This is a genomic window from Allobosea sp. LjRoot9 (assembly GCF_964252745.1).
Taxonomy (GTDB): Bacteria; Pseudomonadota; Alphaproteobacteria; order Rhizobiales; family Beijerinckiaceae; genus Allobosea.
On sequence record NZ_CAXUPC020000001.1, the window covers coordinates 657036 to 674939 of the forward strand.

Consider the following 17904-nt stretch of genomic DNA (forward strand, 5'->3'; position numbering starts at 1 on the left):
CGGTGGCCCCGTGACGCAGATGGCGCGGCGGTGCTTGCGGCGACAAGACTTTCGCTGCGGGAAAAACCTCCCGCCGGAACTTCACGGACACGTAACATCGCGTCGACTCCACCCTACGCTTGTTCACTCGTCCGCCGCCGAATGGGTGTAGTTTACTTTTTGTTAAGCTTCAACGCCGCTGCGGCGCAGCACACGAAAAAAGGGCGCGATGCTTAACGCAGCGCGCCCTTTGGATCGCGGGGCAGGCAAACAGGGGCGGCTATATCGCCCTTTTGCCTCAGAGATCCGGCTTGTGGACGGCCTGGGGTACCGCCACGGGGACGCCTGGTACGAGCATGTCCTGCTGGCTCTCCCGCCGGTTGCGGCCCGAGAGCCAACTGTCGACCTTGTCGAGATAGAAATAGACGACAGGTGTGATGTAGAGCGTCAGCAATTGCGAGACCATCAGGCCGCCGACGACGGCGATGCCGAGCGGCTGGCGCAATTCGGCGCCGGCGCCATGGCCCAGCGCGATCGGCAGCACACCGAAGATCGCAGCGAAGCTCGTCATCATGATCGGCCGGAAGCGCACCAGCGCCGCCTCGCGGATGGCGCTGAGCGCGTCGTCGCCCATCTTGCGCCGCTCGATCGCGAAGTCGACCATCATGATCGCGTTCTTCTTGACGATGCCGACGAGCATCAGGATGCCGATGATCGCGATCACCGAGAGGTCCATGCTGAAATATTCGAGCGCGAGCAGGGCGCCGAGGCCGGCCGAGGGCAGGCCGGACAGGATCGTGATCGGGTGGATGAAGCTCTCGTAGAGGATCCCGAGGATGATGTAGATCACCAGGATCGCGGCGAAGATCAGCAGGCCCTGGCCCTTCAGCGCATCCTGGAAGAGCTGGGCGGAGCCGGCGAAGCTGGTCACGATGGTGGGGGGCAGGTTGACGTCGCGCTCGGCCGCCCGGATGGCGTTGACCGCGTCGCCAAGCGAGATGCCCGGCGCGGTGTTGAACGAGATCGTCACCGCCGGCTGCTGCGAGATGCGGTTGACCGCCAGCGGCCCGACGCTCGGCTTGATCGTCGCGACCGATTCCAGCGGCACGTTGAGGCCGTTCGCGGCCTTGAGCTGCAGGCGCGAGAGCACGCCTGGGTCCTGCTGGTAGATGCGGTCGGCCTCCATGATGACCTGATAGTCGGTCGCCGGGGTGAAGATCGTCGCGATCTGGCGCGAGCCGAAGGCATTGCCCAGCGCCTGCCGGATCTGGTCGCTGGTGATGCCGAGGCTGGCGGCGCGCTCGCGGTCGATGTCGATCGAGAGCTGCGGATTGCGCAATTGCAGGTCGATATTGGCGTCGCGCAATTGCGGGATCTGGGCGAGCCGCTGCTGCATCATCGGCGCATAGGTGAAGATCTGATTCAGGTCCGGCCCCTGCAGCGAATAGAGGTACTGCGCGCGCGAGGAGCGCCCCGCGTTCAGGTTGATGTTCTGGACCTGCTGGAACACGGCGGTGATGCCGGGCACCTCGGCGGTCGCGCGCCTGAGCCTGGCGATGACCACCTCGGCCTTGTCGCGCTGCTCCTTCGGCTTCAGCGAGATGAACATGAAGCCGTTGCTGGTGGCGTTGAAGCCGCCGATATTGGCGTTCAGATAATCGACTGCGGGATCGGCCTTAACGATGGCCGAGACCCGCTGCTGGCGCTCGGCCATGGCCTCGAAGGAGGTGTCGGGTGGCCCTTCGGTCGAGGCACGTAGCAGGCCGGTGTCCTCGGTGGGGAAGAAACCCTTCGGGATCGAGGTGTAGAGCGACGCCGAGACCCAGACTGTGGCGAGCGTGAAGATCAGCATCAGGACGCGAGCCTTGAGGACCCAGTCCAGCGTCCAGCGATAGGCGTCGAGCATCGCCTGGAAGCCGGCCTCGAAGACCCGCTCGACGATGTTGGGCTTCTTGTGATGGTCATGCGCCTTGAGGAAGCGCGCACACAGCATCGGCGTCAGCGTCAGCGAGACGAAGCCCGAGACGATGATCGAGGCGGCGATCGTGCCGGCGAACTCGGCGAAGACCTTGCCGACGACACCGCCCATGAAGAAGACCGGGATGAACACCGCCACCAGCGAGATGGTGATGGACAGGATGGTGAAGCCGATCTCGCGCGAGCCGTCGAGCGCCGCCTGGAACGGCTTCTTGCCCATCTCGATATGCCGGATGATGTTTTCCAGCATGACGATGGCATCGTCGACGACGAAGCCTACCGCCAGCGTCAGCGCCAGCAGCGAGATGTTGTCGAGCGAATAGCCGAGCGCGTACATGATCGCGAAGGTGCCGATCAGCGAGATCGGCAGCGCTAGCGTCGGGATCACGGTTGCAGCCAGGCTCTTCAGGAAGAGGAAGATCACCATGATGACGAGCGCGATCGCGACGACGAGCGAGAACTCGACGTCCTCGACCGCCTCGCGGATCGGGATCGAGCGGTCGTTCAGCGCGTGCAGCTCGATCGCGGCGGGCAGCTGTGAGCGATAGCTCTCGATCCGGGCCTTGATGCTGTCGACGACATCGACGGTATTGGCGTCGGATTGGCGATAGACGGCGAGCAGGATCGAGCGCTGGCCGTTGTACCAGCTCGCGGTCTGGTCGTTCTCGACCGAGTCATAGACGGTGGCGAGGTCCTCGAGCCGGATCGGCACGCCGTTCTTCTGGGCGACGATCAGATTGCCGTATTCGGCGGCGCGCTCCATCTGGCCGGTTGCGCCCAGCGTCAGGCGCTGGTTTTCGCCGTTCAGCGTGCCGACCGGCGAATTCGAATTTGCGGCGGCGATGGCGGTGCGCACATCCGAGAGCGCAAGACCGCGCGAGGAGACCGCATCGGGATTGATCTTGACGCGCACGGCATATTTCTGCGCGCCGAAGATGTTGACCTGGGCAACGCCGTTGAGCTGCGAAATCTGCTGCTGCAGCACGTTCTCGCCGAATTCATGGACCTCGTAGAGCGGCTTGGTCGCCGAGGTCAGCACCATGAACAGGATCGGCGTATCGGCTGGATTGACCTTCCTGAAGCTCGGCGGCGTCGGCAACTCCGGCGGCAGTCGCCGGGCGGTCGCGCTCAGCGCCGCCTGCACGTCGAGCGCAGCGCCGTCGATATTGCGGTTGAGGTCGAATTGCAGCGTGATCGAGGTCGAGCCCTGCTGCGAGACCGAGGACATCGAGGTGATGCCGGAGATCGAGGCGAATTCGCGCTCGAGCGGCGCCGCGATCGAGGAGGCCATTGTCTCTGGCGACGCGCCCGGCATGCGGGCGCTGACATTGATGGTCGGGAAATCGACGCGCGGCAGCGCCGCGACCGGCAATTGCTTGAAGGCGAAAAAGCCGAAGATCAGGAAGGTCGCCATGATCAACGTCGTCATCACCGGACGACGAATGCAGGCCTCGGGCAGGTTCATCAGCCGGCACTCCCGCGCTGAGAGGTCTGGTTGCTCGGCACTTGCTGGCCGCCGCGACTGCGCTCGATCGTGCGGGCGCCGTCGGTCAGCAGCAGCGCGCCGTCGACGACGATAGCCTCGCCGCCCTTCAGGCCCGAGGCGAGCACGACGCGCCCATCTACGGTGCGGTCGAGCACGACGGTGCGCGCTTTGGCGATATTGTCTTCGATGACGAAGACGAAGGGGCCGTTCTGGCCGTTCTGGACGGCCTCGCGCGGCACGGTCAGTGCCTCGGGCTCGACGCGCAAGGTGACGCGGACCTGGCAGAGCGCGCCCGGCCAGAGCGTCTCGGCTGCATTGTCGAAGATGGCGCGCAGCTGGATCGTACCGGTGGTTGCGTCGACAATGTTGTCGACGACCGCGATCTTACCCTCGACGCCCTTGGCCACGCCCTGTTGCGTTGCCAGGACCGTGGCGGTGTCGGCGTTCATCGCGGCGCGGATCGCCGGCAGATGGCGCTGGGGCAGGGCGAAGCTGGCATAGATCGGGTCGATCTGGTTGATCGTCGCCAAGGCGCCGGAGGTATCGCCGACCTTGGCGATGTTGCCTTCCTTCAGCGCTGCGACGCCGATGCGGCCCGAAACCGGCGAGACGATGGTGTAGTAGCTGAGCTGGACCTTCAGCCCGTCGACCGCTGCTTCGCCGCCGCGGATCGAGGCCCGCAAGGTCGCAGCCGCGGCGCGCGCCGTCTCAAGCCGCTGGTCGGTGGCGAAGTCGCGTTTGGCGAGTTCCTCGGCGCGGCGCAGATCGGCCTCGGCCGAGACCAGGGAGGCCTTGTCGCGCACGACGTTCGCCTCGGCCTGCCTGAGCTGCGTTTCGAGCTGGCGGGAATCGAGCCGGAAGAGCAGGTCACCCTTCTTGACGTAATCGCCGTCCTTGAAGCCGACTTCCATGATCTGGCTTTCGACGCGGGAGCGCACCGTGACGGCCGACAGCGTCTGCACCGTGCCGATGGCGTCGAGCCGCACCGGCATCGGCATGCGCTCGGCCTTGCCGGTGACGATCGTCACCGGCGGGCGTTGCGGGGCTGCTGCGCGCTGCGCGGGCTGCGCGGCTTCCGTCAGCGGTGGTATGACCTTGCCGTAAGGTATCTTGTCGAGAGGCCATGGCACCGGCTTGCCGGCATAATGAAAACCCGCGCCTGCGCCTACCGCGCCGACGACGGCCAAAAGAGCCACGCGCCCAAAAGTCAGAACTGCCATGTCAAGCCTTGCGCCAGAGGGAGGACGAGCCTCTGATCCCAACCAAACGGTTGTCCCCAAACCGTTACCGCCGCAAGCATTTAGCATGCCGACGCTGGGTCAGGGGCGCAAGCTATAAACACGGTTTATCGCGGCATGTAGCGAGGATGTGACAGGCGTCCAGACAGGATATATCAGGCTCTCGAATCGCCTCTGGCGTGCGTCGTCTCAGATGACCGCGAGGACCACCCCGATCCACATCAGGAACAGGATCAGCACGCCGAGCGCGTACACGATGGCGCGCGGCTTCATCGCGTTCGAGCCGACATGGATCAGTGTGTGGATGACGCGGGTGGCGACGAAGGCCCAGGCCAGCCCCGCCATCGCATAGCCGCTGGCGCCGACCTCCATCGCCAGCATGATCAGCGCGAAGAAGATGACCGGCGTCTCGAACTGGTTCGAGAAATTCGCCGCCGCCAACCGGGCGGGCTCCGGATAGCCCTCGGCGGAGACGGCGACATCGGCCAGGCGCACCTGCTTGCTCTTGAAGGCGGCCTGGCGGCGCAGGAAGACGATGACGAGCACCACGAAGATCCACAGGATCATCGCCAATGTCGGGTAGACCAGTTTCAACGTCATCGCGCGCTCCCGTTCCCTGTTTTCTTGAGACTACGGCACAGGTTGTGCCAGAGCCGGACGATTTCAGCTGGGATCACACAGTGATCCCAGCTGAAATCTGAATCCGTCTCTCACCTAGGAGTGCGAGCAGGATCAGTGCGAAAAACCGGCTCCGACTTCTTCGCATCCTGCTCTTGCTCTCAAGAACGGGTCGGGTAGTTCGGGCTCTCGCGCACGATCGTGACGTCGTGGACATGGCTCTCGCGCAGGCCCGCGCTGGTGATGCGGATGAAGCGGGCCTTGGCCTGGTAATCGGCGAGATCCTTGCCGCCGACATAGCCCATGGCGGCGCGCAGGCCCCCGGCGAGCTGGTGCAGGACACTGGAGACCGGGCCCTTATAGGCGACCTGGCCCTCAATGCCCTCGGGCACAAGCTTGAGTGCGTCCTTGATGTCCTGCTGGAAGTAGCGGTCGGCCGAGCCGCGCGCCATCGCGCCGACCGAGCCCATGCCGCGATAGGATTTATAGGAGCGGCCCTGATAGAGGAAGGCCTCGCCCGGCGTCTCGTCCGTGCCCGCCAGCAGCGAGCCGACCATGGCGCAGGAAGCCCCTGCCGCCAATGCCTTGGCGAGATCGCCTGAGTATTTGATTCCGCCATCGGCGATCACCGGGATGCCCAGCTTCTGCGCGGCGGAGGCTGCGTCCATCACGGCAGTGAGCTGGGGCACGCCGACGCCGGCGACGATGCGGGTGGTGCAGATCGAGCCTGGGCCGATGCCGACCTTGATCGCATCCGCGCCAGCGTCGATCAGCGCCTGGGCGCCGCCGGCGGTGGCGACGTTGCCGGCGATGATCTGCACGGCGTTGGAGAGCTTTTTCACCCGCGTCACCGCCTGTAGCACCTTGGCGGAATGGCCATGGGCGGTGTCGACGACGATGATGTCGACGCCTGCGTCGATCAGCAGCTCCGAGCGTTCGAAGCCGAGATCTCCGGTCGTCGTCGCGGCCGCGACCAGGAGCCGGCCATGCGAATCCTTGGCGGCGTTGGGGTGGGCGACCTGCTTCTCCATGTCCTTGACGGTGATCAGGCCGATGCAGCGATAATGGTCGTCGACGACCAGGAGCTTCTCGATGCGGAACTGGTGGAGGAGGCGGCGCGCTTCGTCCTGATCGACGCCCTCGCGCACCGTGATCAGCCGGTCCTTGGTCATCAGTTCGGCGACGGGTTGCTCCGGATTGGCGGCGAAGCGGACATCGCGGTTGGTCAGGATGCCGACAAGCTTGCCCTTGTGGCCCTGCGGCCCGCGCTCGACCACCGGAATGCCGGAGATGCCGTTCTGCTTCATCAATCCGAGCGCGTCGGCGAGCGTTTCGTCGGGATAGATGGTGATCGGATTGGCGATCATCCCCGATTCGAACTTCTTGACGAGGCGGACCTGGGCGGCCTGCTGGTCGGCCTCCAGATTGCGATGGATGACGCCGAGGCCGCCTGCCTGCGCCATCGCGATCGCCATCCTGGCTTCCGTCACCGTGTCCATAGCCGAGGCGATGATCGGCAGGTTCAGCGAGATCGTCTTGGTGAGCTTGGTCGAGATATCGACATCGGCCGGCATGACCTCGGACGGACCGGGTTCAAGCAGCACGTCGTCGAAGGTCAAACCGTCGCGAATGAGGCCGTCAGTCGGGAATGCCATCGTCAACTCCGGGGCCGGTTCGAGCGGCCTGTTTTCAAGATCTGGCGGGGGAGCCGTGATCGGGTTGACGAGGCCCGTTATCATGCGTGTGACGCTGCCGCTAGGGCTGTTGTTGAAAAATGCCCGGACGGCGACGCAAGGCAGCGATGCGTCGCCGTCAGTGGGGGCTCTGCCGCAGCCGTGGCCGAGCCCGCCGTTATGCCCTGAAAGCAATTCGGCTTCCCACCTATCCGGCTCCGCGGGAGCTATGTTTCCGTTGCGTTCTGCTCCATATGGTTCCCCCAAATCGTCCGGCCTCTTGTCGAGAGTCTTCCGTCTTGATGCAGCGTGCCAAGCTCCTGCCCTTGATAGTCGCTTGCGCGCTGTTCATGGAGAACACCGACTCCACGGTGATCGCGACCTCGCTGCCGGTGATCGCGCAATCGCTGGGCGAGGATCCGATCGCGCTGAAGCTGGCGCTGACCTCCTATCTCGTCAGCCTCGCCGTCTTCATCCCGATCTCGGGCTGGATGGCGGACCGCTATGGTGCGCGCACGGTCTTCCGGGCAGCGCTTTGCGTCTTCATGGTCGGCTCGGTGCTGTGCGCCTTGTCGAATTCGCTCGGGGCCTTCGTCGGGGCGCGCTTCATCCAGGGCATGGGCGGGGCGATGATGGTGCCGGTCGGCCGGCTCGTGATCTTGCGCAGCGTCGAGAAATCGGAGCTCGTCAGCGCGCTTGCCTATCTTACCGTGCCGGCGCTGGTCGGTCCCGTCGTCGGGCCGCCGCTGGGTGGCTTCATCACCACCTATTTCGACTGGCGCTGGATCTTCTTCATCAACATTCCGATCGGTCTCATCGGCATCGTGCTGTCGAGCCTGTTCTTCGAGGATATACGCGAGGAGGATGTCGCGCCGCTCGACATTCGCGGCTTCATCCTGTCCTCCTTCGGCTTCGCCAGCCTGATGCTGGGCCTGGCCACGGGCGGGCGCCATCTGGTGCCGGAGGCGGTCTCTTATGCCTGCGTTGCAGCCGGTGTCGCGGCGCTGACCGCCTACTGGTTCCATGCGCGCAACGTCGCCTATCCCGTGCTCAACCTGTCGCTGCTGCGGATTCCGACCTTCCGCATCGGCGTGGTCGGCGGCTCGATCTTCCGCACCGGCATCGGCGCGATTCCCTTCCTGCTGCCGCTGATGCTGCAGCTCGGCTTCGGTCTCGACGCCTTGCAATCGGGGCTGATCACCTTCGCCTCGGCCGCTGGCGCGCTGATCATGAAGACGCTCGCCAAGACCATCCTGGCGCGCTTCGGCTTCCGCAACGTGCTGGCGGTCAACGCGCTGTTCGGCGCGGCCTTCCTGGCGGCATCGGGCCTGTTCACGCCGCTGACGCCGCATTGGCTGATGCTCTCGGTCCTGCTGATCGGCGGCTGCTTCCGTTCGCTGCAATTCACCGGCATCAACGCTCTGAGCTATGCCGACGTCTCCAATCGCGAGATGTCGAGCGCGACCAGCTTCTCCAGTGTCGCCCAGCAATTGTCATTGAGCGTCGGCGTCACCATCGGCGCCTTCGCGCTGGAGACGGCCAACGCCTTCAATGGCGGCAAGGCGCTGGGGGCGGGCGATTTCTGGCCGGCCTTCGCGCTGGTCGGGCTGGTTTCGGCCTCGTCGGTGTTCTGGATGGTGCGGCTCGCGCCCGACGCCGGTGCGGAGGTCTCGGGCCACGCCCCGTTCAGCGCTCGCAAGGCGACGGCGGAGGCGATCGCGGATCAGAAGCCGCTGGAGTGAGTGGTTTTAAAAAAGGTCGGCGTCGCTTTCCAAGCCAGGGGATCACCGCGAAAGCCGCGGTGAGGGAGGCATGTGTTCGGCTTCTCCAGCGAGATCTCGCTTTCGCGTCGATTTGACGAGACCATCGACGATGACGGCGGCCATGACGATGCAGCCGCCGATCCAGGCGGACAGGGACGGCCGTTCGCTGAATGCCAGCCAAACCCATAGCGGCGCGAGAGGGTTTTCCATGCTGCCGATCAGTGCGGAACGTGTCGCCGAAATCAGGCGTGTGCCGGTCGTCATGAGCAGCAGGCCCAGGCCGAATTGGACGGTGCCAAACAAAAACAGATCGAACAGACTTGCTGCCGTGACGTGAGAGGGGCTCGCGAAGGGCAAGGCGATGAGCGTGCAGAGGAAGGCCGATAGGCAGGCCGCCGGCAGCATGGAAACATGCCGGTTCTTGCGAATGACCACCATCACCGCGGCGTATGACAGCGCCATCCCCATCGCCAAGGCGTAGCCCGTGAGATGACCGGCCGATGCCTGAGGGTTCACGATGATCGCAACCCCGGCAAGCGCTGCAATGCTCGCCGCCCATGTCATCCAATCCTCCTTCTCGCCGGCAATGACGAGCGCGAGAACGGCGGTCATGAAGGGGATCGCGGCGTGGATCGTCATGACATCCGCGACTGGAGTCAGCCGCAGAGCATTGATGAAGCAGATCGTGGCAGCCGCTGACAGCAGCATGACCCACAGCCCGGCCCATCCCATCGCACGGACAGAACCCAGCAAATCAGGCCGATGACGCCATGCGATATAGGCACCCAAGAACACGCCGCCGAAGATTCCGCGCCAGAACAATATGGTCCATACATCGTGATCGACCAGGCGGGTGAAATAGCCCGACAAGCTGTAGGCGATCGCCGAAGCCACGATCAGCAGCGTGCCGAGCCATTTGTCCTTGTCTGGATGCATCGCCTTCCCCCTGCCGGGGAAAGTTCTAGCAGGCTCCTGGCGCCGTTCTGTCAGGGGTGGTGTTTCGAGGCGGCGAACAATGCGTCGCGCCGATCGCATGCCTCAAGACATTGCTCCAGACCCTTGTTCTAGCGCGTTTTCTTCACACGGACCGGTGTCCACTCCGCACGAAAACGCTCTAATGCTCGGGCTCGCGCTCATAGAGGCGCTGGGTCTGCGTGAGCGCTTCGTCCAGCCGCGCGCCTTCGCGGTAGGCTGACAGGCTCTCCGGCCGCGCGAGGCCCGGCAGCAATCGCGGGCAGGGCTCTTCGGCGCCGACAACCGTTCTGACCGGGATCACGCCCGCCCAGACGGGGTGACCATAGTCCTCTTCATCGTCGCCGACGCCCTTGGCGCGGGTTTTTGCCGAGGCCTCCTCGATGCGCATGCCGATGACCATCGTGGCCTTGCTCTCCTGCGTGCTGGTCTGACGCAGCGTCTCGGCCCGGTCGGGATAGAAGCGGTTGACGACGCCCAGGAGCGCGCGCGCCTTCTCCTCGGGATCGTCGATGATCCGGGCCGTGCCGAAGCACATCGCCGAGCGATAATTGGCGGAATGATTGAAACCCGAGCGGGCCAGCACGAGCCCGTCGAGATGGGAAACGGTCAGGCAGGCCGGCGTTCCCGCGCGCAGATGGCGCAGCATGCGGCTGGCCGAGGAGCCATGCCAGTAGAGGACATCGTCCTCGCGCCAGTGAATCGTCGGGGTGCAATAGGGCTGGCCGTCGAGCACATAGGCGACGTGGCACAGCAGGCCCGCATCGAGGATGGCGAAGACGGCGGCCCGGTCGTAGCGACCGCGTTCATGCAGGCGCTTCACCCGGTTGCGGCTCGTGATGGGGAAGGCTTCGTCGATCTGAGCGTCGGTCACCGCGCTTGCATCCTTCTGTCGTGCCTGTGCAATCTGCGGCATGACATTGGCTCACAGAAGAACCAATCTTGTGCATAAAAAGACAACCAATCTGCCGGATTGGTCGGCGCTCATGCCCGTGCTGCCAGGCGAGGGGCCTCGCACCAGGGAGCTCTACGCGGCGATCAGGCGATTGATCGAAGCCGGGGTTGTGCCGGCAGGGGCCAAGCTGCCGACGACGCGTGACCTCGCCCGGCGTTTTGGCCTCTCGCGTGCTTCGGCCGTCGCGGCCTTCGAGATGCTGACGGCTGATGGTTTCGCCGAGGCCAGGGTCGGCGCGGGAACCTTCGTCGCGGCGCAGGTCCCGCATTTGCCGGTGGCGGCCGTCAAGGAGCGCGGGCCGGATCTTGAGGTCTCGCCGCCTCTGCCTTGCGCGCTCGGCGTAGCCACACCCGATGCGCGGACGCTGCGGGTGTTCCGGAGCCTCCTCGCCAGACGTCTGGCTCGGCCGGGGCCGGAGCATTTCCACTATGGCGATCCGCGCGGCGGACTCGCGCTTCGCCAAGCCATCGCCGCCTATCTCCGCTCGGCGCGGGGCGTCCGCTGCGATGCGGGGCAGATCATCGTGACCTCGGGCTCCCAGCAGGGGCTCGATCTGCTGATCCGCGCCGCGATCCGCCCAGGCGATGCCGTCTGGATCGAGGATCCCTGCTATCCGATGGCGCATGCGGCGCTCGCCAATTCCGGCGGCCATGTCGTCGGCGTCCCCGTCGATTCCGAGGGGCTGGATCCTGCCCTCGGCGAGGCGCTCTGCCCACGGGCGCGGGCCGTCTACGTCACGCCCTCGCACCAGTTTCCGCTTGGCATCACGATGACGATGCGCCGCCGCCTGGCCCTGATCGACTGGGCGCGGCGCAACGAGGCCTGGATCATCGAGGACGACTACGACAGCGAGTTCCGCTATGCCGGGCCGCCTCTCACCGCCTTGCAGGGCATGGATGCCTCGGGCCGCGTCGCCTATCTCGGCACCTTCTCAAAAGTGCTGTTTCCAGGGTTGAGGGTCGGCTACGCCGTCGTGCCGGAGCCGCTGCTCGATGCTGTGCTCGAGCTGCGTGCTCGCACGGACAGGCATCCGCCGAGCCTAGCTGAGGGCGCGCTTACGGATCTGCTGAACGAGGGCCATTTCGCCGGGCATCTGCGCCGCAGTCGCCGGCGGGTCCATGCGGCACGCGATGCGCTGGTGGCGGGACTTCAGGCTTGCCGCGCCGGCGTTCTGGATGTGACCGCGCCGGAGCAGGGGCTGCATCTGGTGGCGAAGCTCACATCCGCGCGCTGCGATGTCGAGATCGTCGCGGCCGCGAAGGCGGCAGGCGTCGGCGCGCGGGCGCTGTCATCGATGTTCGTGACGGCTCAACCGCAGCAGGGGCTGGTCCTGGGATTTTCGGGGTTTGCGGATGACGAACTGCGCGCCGCGGCGGCCAGGCTTGACGCGATCCTCGGGTGACGTGGCCCTGGCTGGAAACGTCGGGCGCGCCTAGATCGCGTCGAGCGGCCACAGCATGCCTTCGAGCTCGGCCAGCGTCGCCGCCTTTTCGTGCCAATCCGGGATGGCGATCTTGCTCATGGGATCGCTGGCGCGATGCAGGAAGGTCAGCGTCAATAATCGCCGCGTCAGGGCCGGATCGATCTCGGCGGGCGAATAGCCGAAACCCTGCAGCAGGTTGCGCACGCGGCCTGGTCGTCCTTCGGTCATGAAGGCGCTGGGGCCCAGAAGATCATATTCGCCCCAACCGGCGAGGACGTCTCCGAAATCGAAGAGGCCGGCGAGCCGCCAGCCATCACCCGCGGGCTCAAGCAGGAAATTCTCGGGGATATATTCGCCGGTCAGGATGACGGGGGCAGCATTCATCGGGATCAGGGCCGGGGTGGCAGCGATCAGGGCATCGAGCTCGTCCCAGTATTTCTCCGGCAATCCCAAGCGGATCTGGCGCGCCCGGCAGCCCGCGATCTGCCGGGACATGAACTCGGCCCAGCCGGGTTCGATGAGCGCGAGCTCGCCGATCGGCGCTCGCTGGACCTGGGCGATGGTCTCCCCGATCTGGCGGAGAACGGTTTCCTTCCAGCTTTCCGTCAAAAATGGCCAGATTTCCGAGCCAAGCGTGCCGCTGAGGCGGGTCATTGCGAGATAGGGCCACTGATCCCGCTCGCCCTCCAGGACGATCTCGGGCGTGGGAATATCGAGCCGCCCGCGCAATTGCTTCAGCGTTGCACGTTCCGAGACGAACTGGCTCCTGAGGGCCGGCGGAAAGATCTTCAAGACCAGATCCGGGCCGAGACCCAGGACGAGATTGGTGCCCGTGGCAAAGATATGAGGATTGCCCGCAGGCAAGCCATGGCTGCGCGCGATGTCGAGCGCTGCCGGCAACCAGCGTGCCGTGTCCGTACGCCAGGCCGCGAAGGCCTGGCCGGTCTCCAGCAACGGAAGGCCCGTCATCTCAGCCGGTCGGCGCTGCGTCGCTGGGTTCGGGCTTGCGCCGAAATCCCGTCGCCAGCACATAGAGCTCCGAGGAATCCGGACGACTTGCCGCTGGCTTGACGTTGCGCACCAATGTGAAATCGCGCTTGAGCTGCTTGAGCAATTCGGCGCTGTCGCCGCCCTGGAAGAGCTTTGCCAGGAAGAAGCCGCCCGGCGCCAGGATACCGTTGGCGAATTCGAGCGCAGCCTCGGCCAGCGCGATGATCTTGAGATGGTCGGTCTTCTTGTGGCCGGTGGTGTTGGCCGCCATGTCGGACATCACGCCGTCGGCACGCCCGCCAAGGCGTTCGGTCAGGAGGGCGGGGGCCTCCTCTGCCATGAAGTCCATCTCGATCAGATCGACGCCGGGGATCGGATCGACATGAAGCAGATCGATGCCGACGATGCGGCCCTTGCCCTGTTCGAGGCCGATACGCTTGGCTGCGATCTGGCACCAGCCGCCGGGCGCGCAACCGAGGTCGATCAGCTTCTGTCCCGTCTTGAGGAACTTGTAGCGGTCGTCCATCTCCTCGATCTTGAAGGCGGCGCGCGAGCGATGGCCGAGTTCGCGGGCCCGCTTGACATAGGGGTCGTTGAGCTGACGCTCGAGCCAGAGCTGCGAGGAATGCTTGAGCTTCCCTGCCTTCTTGACCTTGACCCGCAGGTCGCGGGCTCCGGCGACATTCGATTTGCCGCCCAGTTTGCCGACACTCATGGCTGTTCGCCCATATCCTTTTGCCGGCGCTCAGCCAGCTTTCATCGTCGTGCCGGCCTCATGCCTGCCTGCGCCGCCACCAGGCGCGATCCTCGTGCATCATCCTGAGCAGGATGCCCTCGCGCAGGCCGCGATCGGCGATGCGGACACGGTCGCTCGGGAAGGCCCGGCGGATCGCCTCGAAGATGGCGCAGCCCGCGAGCACCAGATCGGCGCGTTCACGGCCGATGCAGGCATTCGCCGCCCGAGCGGCATAGTCCATCTCGACCAATTGGTCGATGACCGTCAGGATATCTTCCTGCCGCATCCATAAACCATCGACGACGCGGCGATCATAACGCGGCAGGCCGAGATGGATGCCGGCGACGGTGGTCACGGTGCCCGAGGTGCCGAGCAGATGGAAGCTCTTGGCGCAGCGCACTGCCGAGGCCTTCTTCGCGAAGGGCTCCAGCGCCTGCGTGCAATCCTCGACCATACGCTCGAAGAGGGCGCGATCGACATCGACACCGCCATAGCGCTCGGCGACTGTGACGACGCCGATCGGCAGCGACGCCCATTCGCGGATACGCGCGGCTGGATCACGCGCCTCGTTGCGCCCTCCCATCCAGACGATCTCGGTGGAGCCGCCGCCGATGTCGAAGACGATGACGCCTTCGGCGGCCGGGTCGGCGAGCGCGGCGCAGCCCGAGACTGCGAGCGAGGCCTCGGTACGCTGGTCGACGATCTCGAGTTCGAGCTCGGCTTCGTCAGCGACGCGGCGGACGAATTCGAGCCCGTTAGTCGCGGCGCGGCAAGCTTCCGTCGTCACCAACCGGGCGCGGGTGACGCCGCGATTCGTCATCTTGGTCTGGCAGACCTTCAACGCCTCGACGGCGCGATCCATCGCCGCCTCGCCAAGCTTGCCGCTCGCGGCCAGGCCCTCGCCGAGCCGGACGATGCGCGAAAAGGCGTCGACGACGCGAAAGCCGTGCTGCGCGGGCCTGGCGATCAGCAGGCGGCAGTTATTGGTGCCGAGGTCGAGCGCGGCATAGGTGGCGGCGGGCGGACGCTGAGCATAGGCGTGCACGGGCAAAGGAGCGACCGCGTCATGGGGCATTGCGCCGATCATGAGCGAATCGACGCTATGGGCCTGCACCGGCGCCATGGTTGCGACGCCTTGCTCCTGCCGGTCCTCCACCGCCACCGCTTCTAATCCCCTGGCCGCCTGCAGGCGCTTTCACGCTGCGACGGGAGCCGGACAATACGCCCGGCCGCTTGCTTCGGAAGCGAGCGTAACAACAGCACGATGGCAGTGCCAAGCGGAACCTTTCGCCGCAGCCGATGGCGGTCATCAAGCTCTTGCCACATGCTCTTGCCGCGCACTCCCGGTTTCGGCCAGTCTGCGGGCAGGTCGCGGTAAGTCGATCATCGGTTAGGCAGGGACGAAAGCCTCATGGGCGCAGCACGCCATATCCTCGCGATCGACCAGGGAACGACCTCCTCCCGCGCGATTCTGTTCGATGAGGGGCTGCGCGCCGTCGCCAGCGCCCAGAAGGAATTCACGCAGCATTTCCCCGCCTCGGGTTGGGTCGAGCACGAGCCTGAAGATCTGTGGGAGAGTGTGCTGGCGACCTGCCGCGCGGCGATTGCGAAGGCCGGCCTCGGTGCGGGCGACGTCGCGGCGATCGGAATCACCAATCAGCGCGAGACCACGCTGATCTGGGACCGCAGCACGGGCCGTGCGATCCATCGCGCCATCGTCTGGCAGGACCGGCGCACGGCGGAGGCTTGTACGAAGCTGGTCGAGGCAGGGCATGAGGGGCTCGTTGCCGAGCGGACGGGCTTGCGGATCGACCCCTATTTCTCCGCGACCAAGATCGCCTGGCTTCTCGACAATGTGCCAGGCGCCCGCCGCCGGGCGGAGGCCGGGGAACTCGCCTTCGGGACGGTCGATTCATTCCTGCTCTGGCGGCTGACCGGCGGGGCTGTGCATGCGACCGACGCGACCAATGCGGCGCGCACCATGCTGTTCGACATCAAGCGCGGCGTCTGGGATGCGGAGTTGCTGGCACTGTTCGGGGTCCCAGTCGCGCTCCTGCCCGAGGTCAAGGATTGCGCCACGCTGTTTGGCGAGAGTGCGCCGGAGCATTTCGGCAAGCCGATCCCGGTGCGTGGCATCGCCGGGGACCAGCAGGCGGCGACGATCGGGCAGGCCTGCTTCTCGCCCGGCATGGTGAAGTCGACCTATGGCACGGGCTGCTTCGCCTTGCTCAATACGGGGGCTGCGCCGGTCGCCTCGAAGCATCGGCTGCTCAGCACCATCGCCTACCAGTTCGGCGGCGAACGAACCTATGCGCTGGAGGGCTCGATCTTCATTGCGGGCGCAGCGGTGCAATGGCTGCGTGACGGGCTCGGCATCATCGAAAAGGCGAGCGAGACCGGCCCTCTGGCGCAAGCGGCCGATCCGGCGCAGGAGGTTTATCTGGTGCCGGCCTTCGTCGGCCTTGGCGCGCCGCATTGGGATGCGCAGGCGCGCGGCGCGATGTTCGGACTGACGCGTAACAGTGGTCCGCGCGAATTCGCCCGGGCTGCGCTCGAAAGCGTCTGCTACCAGACGCTCGACCTGATCGAGGCGATGCGGGCCGACTGGCCGGCGGCGGGGCAGGGCCAGTCGGTGCTGCGGGTCGATGGCGGCATGGTGGCCTCGGACTGGACGATGCAGAGGCTGGCCGACATTCTCGACCTCGCCGTCGACCGCCCCTCGGTGCTGGAGACCACCGCGCTGGGCGCGGCCTACCTCGCCGGGCTGGATGCGGGGCTGCTGCCGGAGCCTGATCGTTTCGCCGATCTCTGGCGGCTCGACCGGCGCTTCTCGCCGACGATGGCCGGGAGCGAGCGGGAGCGCAAGGTCGCAGGCTGGCGCGACAGCGTGCGCCGGACCTTGAGCGGGGCGTGAGCACCACTCTCAGCCTTGAGCCAATGCCTCGAGCTTTTTGAGGTCGGTGATGGTCATGGTCTTGCCGTCGACCGCGATGCCGTGCTCGCGCAGGACATTGAACAGCCGCGACAGATTGGCCGGCGACATGCCGAGTTCATAGGCCAAAGCACGTTTCGAGAAGACGATCTCGACGGTCGCGGAGCGACCGCTCGGGTCCATCTTGGCCAGAATCCATTGCGAAAGCCGCTGTTCCGCCGTCCGCAGCTTCTGATCGAGAAGCCGGTGCGTCATCGCCAGATAGGTCCCTGAGACATGAAGCAGCGCGGCGTTGCAGACGGCCTGGTCGTCGCGCACCGCCTTCAGGAAGGCCCCCGTTTCGATGGCGATGGCTTCGCAAGCCTCGCGCGTGACGATCGACAACGCGGCGGGTTGATTTCGCATGGTCGCGGCCACCTCGAACACCATCGGTGCCGTTGTCGTGGCGAGGATGGTTTCGGCATCGTTCAACCGGGCCCAGGCTTCGGTGGAGCCGGAGCGCAGGCAGTAGATGTAGCGCGGAACCTGGCCGACCCTGTTGATCTCGATGCCGGCCGAGAAGGACTGGAAGATGCAACTCGGCGCGAGTTCGCGCAGCGTGCTTTCCTGTGCGCCGGAGAACATCGCGAATGTCCTCAGCGCCGATATGGCGATGTCAGGCATCATCATGCTCGTGACGTTTTGCTGTGCTGGTCCAGACCGCAGGCTGCGACGGGCCGCAATGGTGCTGCCGCAGCCAGCGCGGTCGATTTGTCGGATCAGTAGTCGGAAATTGGTTATATGGAGAAGACATCTTCACTTTTCGAAGATTTCGAGCCTGTTCGGGAAGCCCGCGATTCATTTATGCAGGTATAATATCAATCCTGCGTTGCGCTACCTCACCGTGGTTGCAGCGTCGCGTTTAGTCATGCGTTGCAGCATTGGGCGCAGGCCTATTTTGCAGGGATGACGGCACTCTCCTTTCGGAGCGCTCCATGGCTTGCCTGTCCGCCCCATCGTGCCGAGGAGGAAACTTGGCAAGGGCCGTGGTTGATGGCCTCGCAACGGTGCGCGACCGCCCCCTGCATCGAGCGGGTGCAGGGCTGCGTTGCGCGCAGGCCCGTGCAGTATCCGGTTCGGGATTCCGGCCTTGTCTAGAATCGATATAAACTACTGTTGTTGC

At 65.3% G+C, this 17904-nt stretch carries 13 protein-coding genes; 3 read left to right on the forward strand and 10 right to left on the reverse strand.

What is annotated here, in order from left to right:
* Positions 1–277: 277 nt before the first annotated feature.
* The 4 genes from ACSQ3P_RS03195 to guaB all read right to left on the reverse strand — a co-directional run bounded on the left by ACSQ3P_RS03195 (position 278) and on the right by guaB (position 6953).
* Positions 278–3421, reverse strand: coding sequence for an efflux RND transporter permease subunit (locus ACSQ3P_RS03195; protein ID WP_436164196.1), 3144 nt, complete (start codon positions 3419–3421; stop codon positions 278–280).
* Positions 3421–4662: an efflux RND transporter periplasmic adaptor subunit gene (locus ACSQ3P_RS03200; RefSeq protein ID WP_436164197.1), complete on the reverse strand. Its 1242-nt coding sequence runs from the start codon at positions 4660–4662 to the stop codon at positions 3421–3423. The genes ACSQ3P_RS03195 and ACSQ3P_RS03200 overlap by 1 nt, the downstream gene beginning before the upstream one ends.
* Before the next feature lie 207 nt (positions 4663–4869).
* Entirely contained in the window at positions 4870–5280 is a 411-nt protein-coding gene (locus ACSQ3P_RS03205) for an MAPEG family protein (protein ID WP_436164198.1), read from the reverse strand.
* Positions 5281–5459: 179 nt separating this feature from the next.
* Positions 5460–6953 carry an IMP dehydrogenase gene (gene guaB, locus ACSQ3P_RS03210; protein WP_436164199.1) on the reverse strand — a complete coding sequence of 498 codons (1494 nt, stop codon included), beginning with the start codon at positions 6951–6953 and terminating at the stop codon, positions 5460–5462.
* A gap of 320 nt (positions 6954–7273) precedes the next feature.
* Here guaB and ACSQ3P_RS03215 point away from each other — a divergent pair, with 320 nt between their 5' ends.
* Complete coding sequence (locus ACSQ3P_RS03215) at positions 7274–8713, forward strand: MFS transporter (RefSeq protein WP_436165148.1); 1440 nt, start codon at positions 7274–7276, stop codon at positions 8711–8713.
* A 42-nt stretch (positions 8714–8755) separates the two neighbouring features.
* Here ACSQ3P_RS03215 and ACSQ3P_RS03220 read toward each other — a convergent pair whose 3' ends face one another.
* Positions 8756–9670: a DMT family transporter gene (locus ACSQ3P_RS03220; RefSeq protein ID WP_436164200.1), complete on the reverse strand. Its 915-nt coding sequence runs from the start codon at positions 9668–9670 to the stop codon at positions 8756–8758.
* A gap of 178 nt (positions 9671–9848) precedes the next feature.
* The gene (locus ACSQ3P_RS03225; protein WP_436164201.1) at positions 9849–10580 is read right to left on the reverse strand and encodes a pyridoxamine 5'-phosphate oxidase family protein; all 732 of its coding nucleotides are present in this window, start codon (positions 10578–10580) and stop codon (positions 9849–9851) included.
* Positions 10581–10650: 70 nt separating this feature from the next.
* Here ACSQ3P_RS03225 and ACSQ3P_RS03230 point away from each other — a divergent pair, with 70 nt between their 5' ends.
* Positions 10651–12063: a PLP-dependent aminotransferase family protein gene (locus tag ACSQ3P_RS03230; RefSeq protein ID WP_436164202.1), complete on the forward strand. Its 1413-nt coding sequence runs from the start codon at positions 10651–10653 to the stop codon at positions 12061–12063.
* A gap of 30 nt (positions 12064–12093) precedes the next feature.
* On the opposite strand, the gene ACSQ3P_RS03235 is transcribed toward ACSQ3P_RS03230, so the two are convergent.
* The 3 genes from ACSQ3P_RS03235 to ACSQ3P_RS03245 are packed head-to-tail and all read right to left on the reverse strand — an operon-like array spanning position 12094 to position 14885.
* On the reverse strand, positions 12094–13053 hold the full coding sequence (locus ACSQ3P_RS03235; RefSeq protein ID WP_436164203.1) for an aminoglycoside phosphotransferase family protein: 960 nt from the start codon (positions 13051–13053) through the stop codon (positions 12094–12096).
* Position 13054: 1 nt separating this feature from the next.
* The gene (locus ACSQ3P_RS03240; protein WP_092177913.1) at positions 13055–13789 is read right to left on the reverse strand and encodes an RlmE family RNA methyltransferase; all 735 of its coding nucleotides are present in this window, start codon (positions 13787–13789) and stop codon (positions 13055–13057) included.
* 58 nt (positions 13790–13847) lie between these two features.
* On the reverse strand, positions 13848–14885 hold the full coding sequence (locus tag ACSQ3P_RS03245; RefSeq protein WP_436165149.1) for a Ppx/GppA phosphatase family protein: 1038 nt from the start codon (positions 14883–14885) through the stop codon (positions 13848–13850).
* A gap of 336 nt (positions 14886–15221) precedes the next feature.
* On the opposite strand from ACSQ3P_RS03245, the gene glpK reads away from it, so the two are divergent.
* A complete protein-coding gene (gene glpK / locus ACSQ3P_RS03250) occupies positions 15222–16724 on the forward strand; it encodes a glycerol kinase GlpK (protein WP_436164204.1) in 1503 nt (500 codons plus the stop codon).
* Positions 16725–16733: 9 nt separating this feature from the next.
* Here the strand turns inward: glpK and ACSQ3P_RS03255 are convergent, their stop codons facing one another.
* Complete coding sequence (locus ACSQ3P_RS03255) at positions 16734–17405, reverse strand: helix-turn-helix domain-containing protein (RefSeq protein ID WP_436164205.1); 672 nt, start codon at positions 17403–17405, stop codon at positions 16734–16736.
* Positions 17406–17904: the final 499 nt, after the last annotated feature.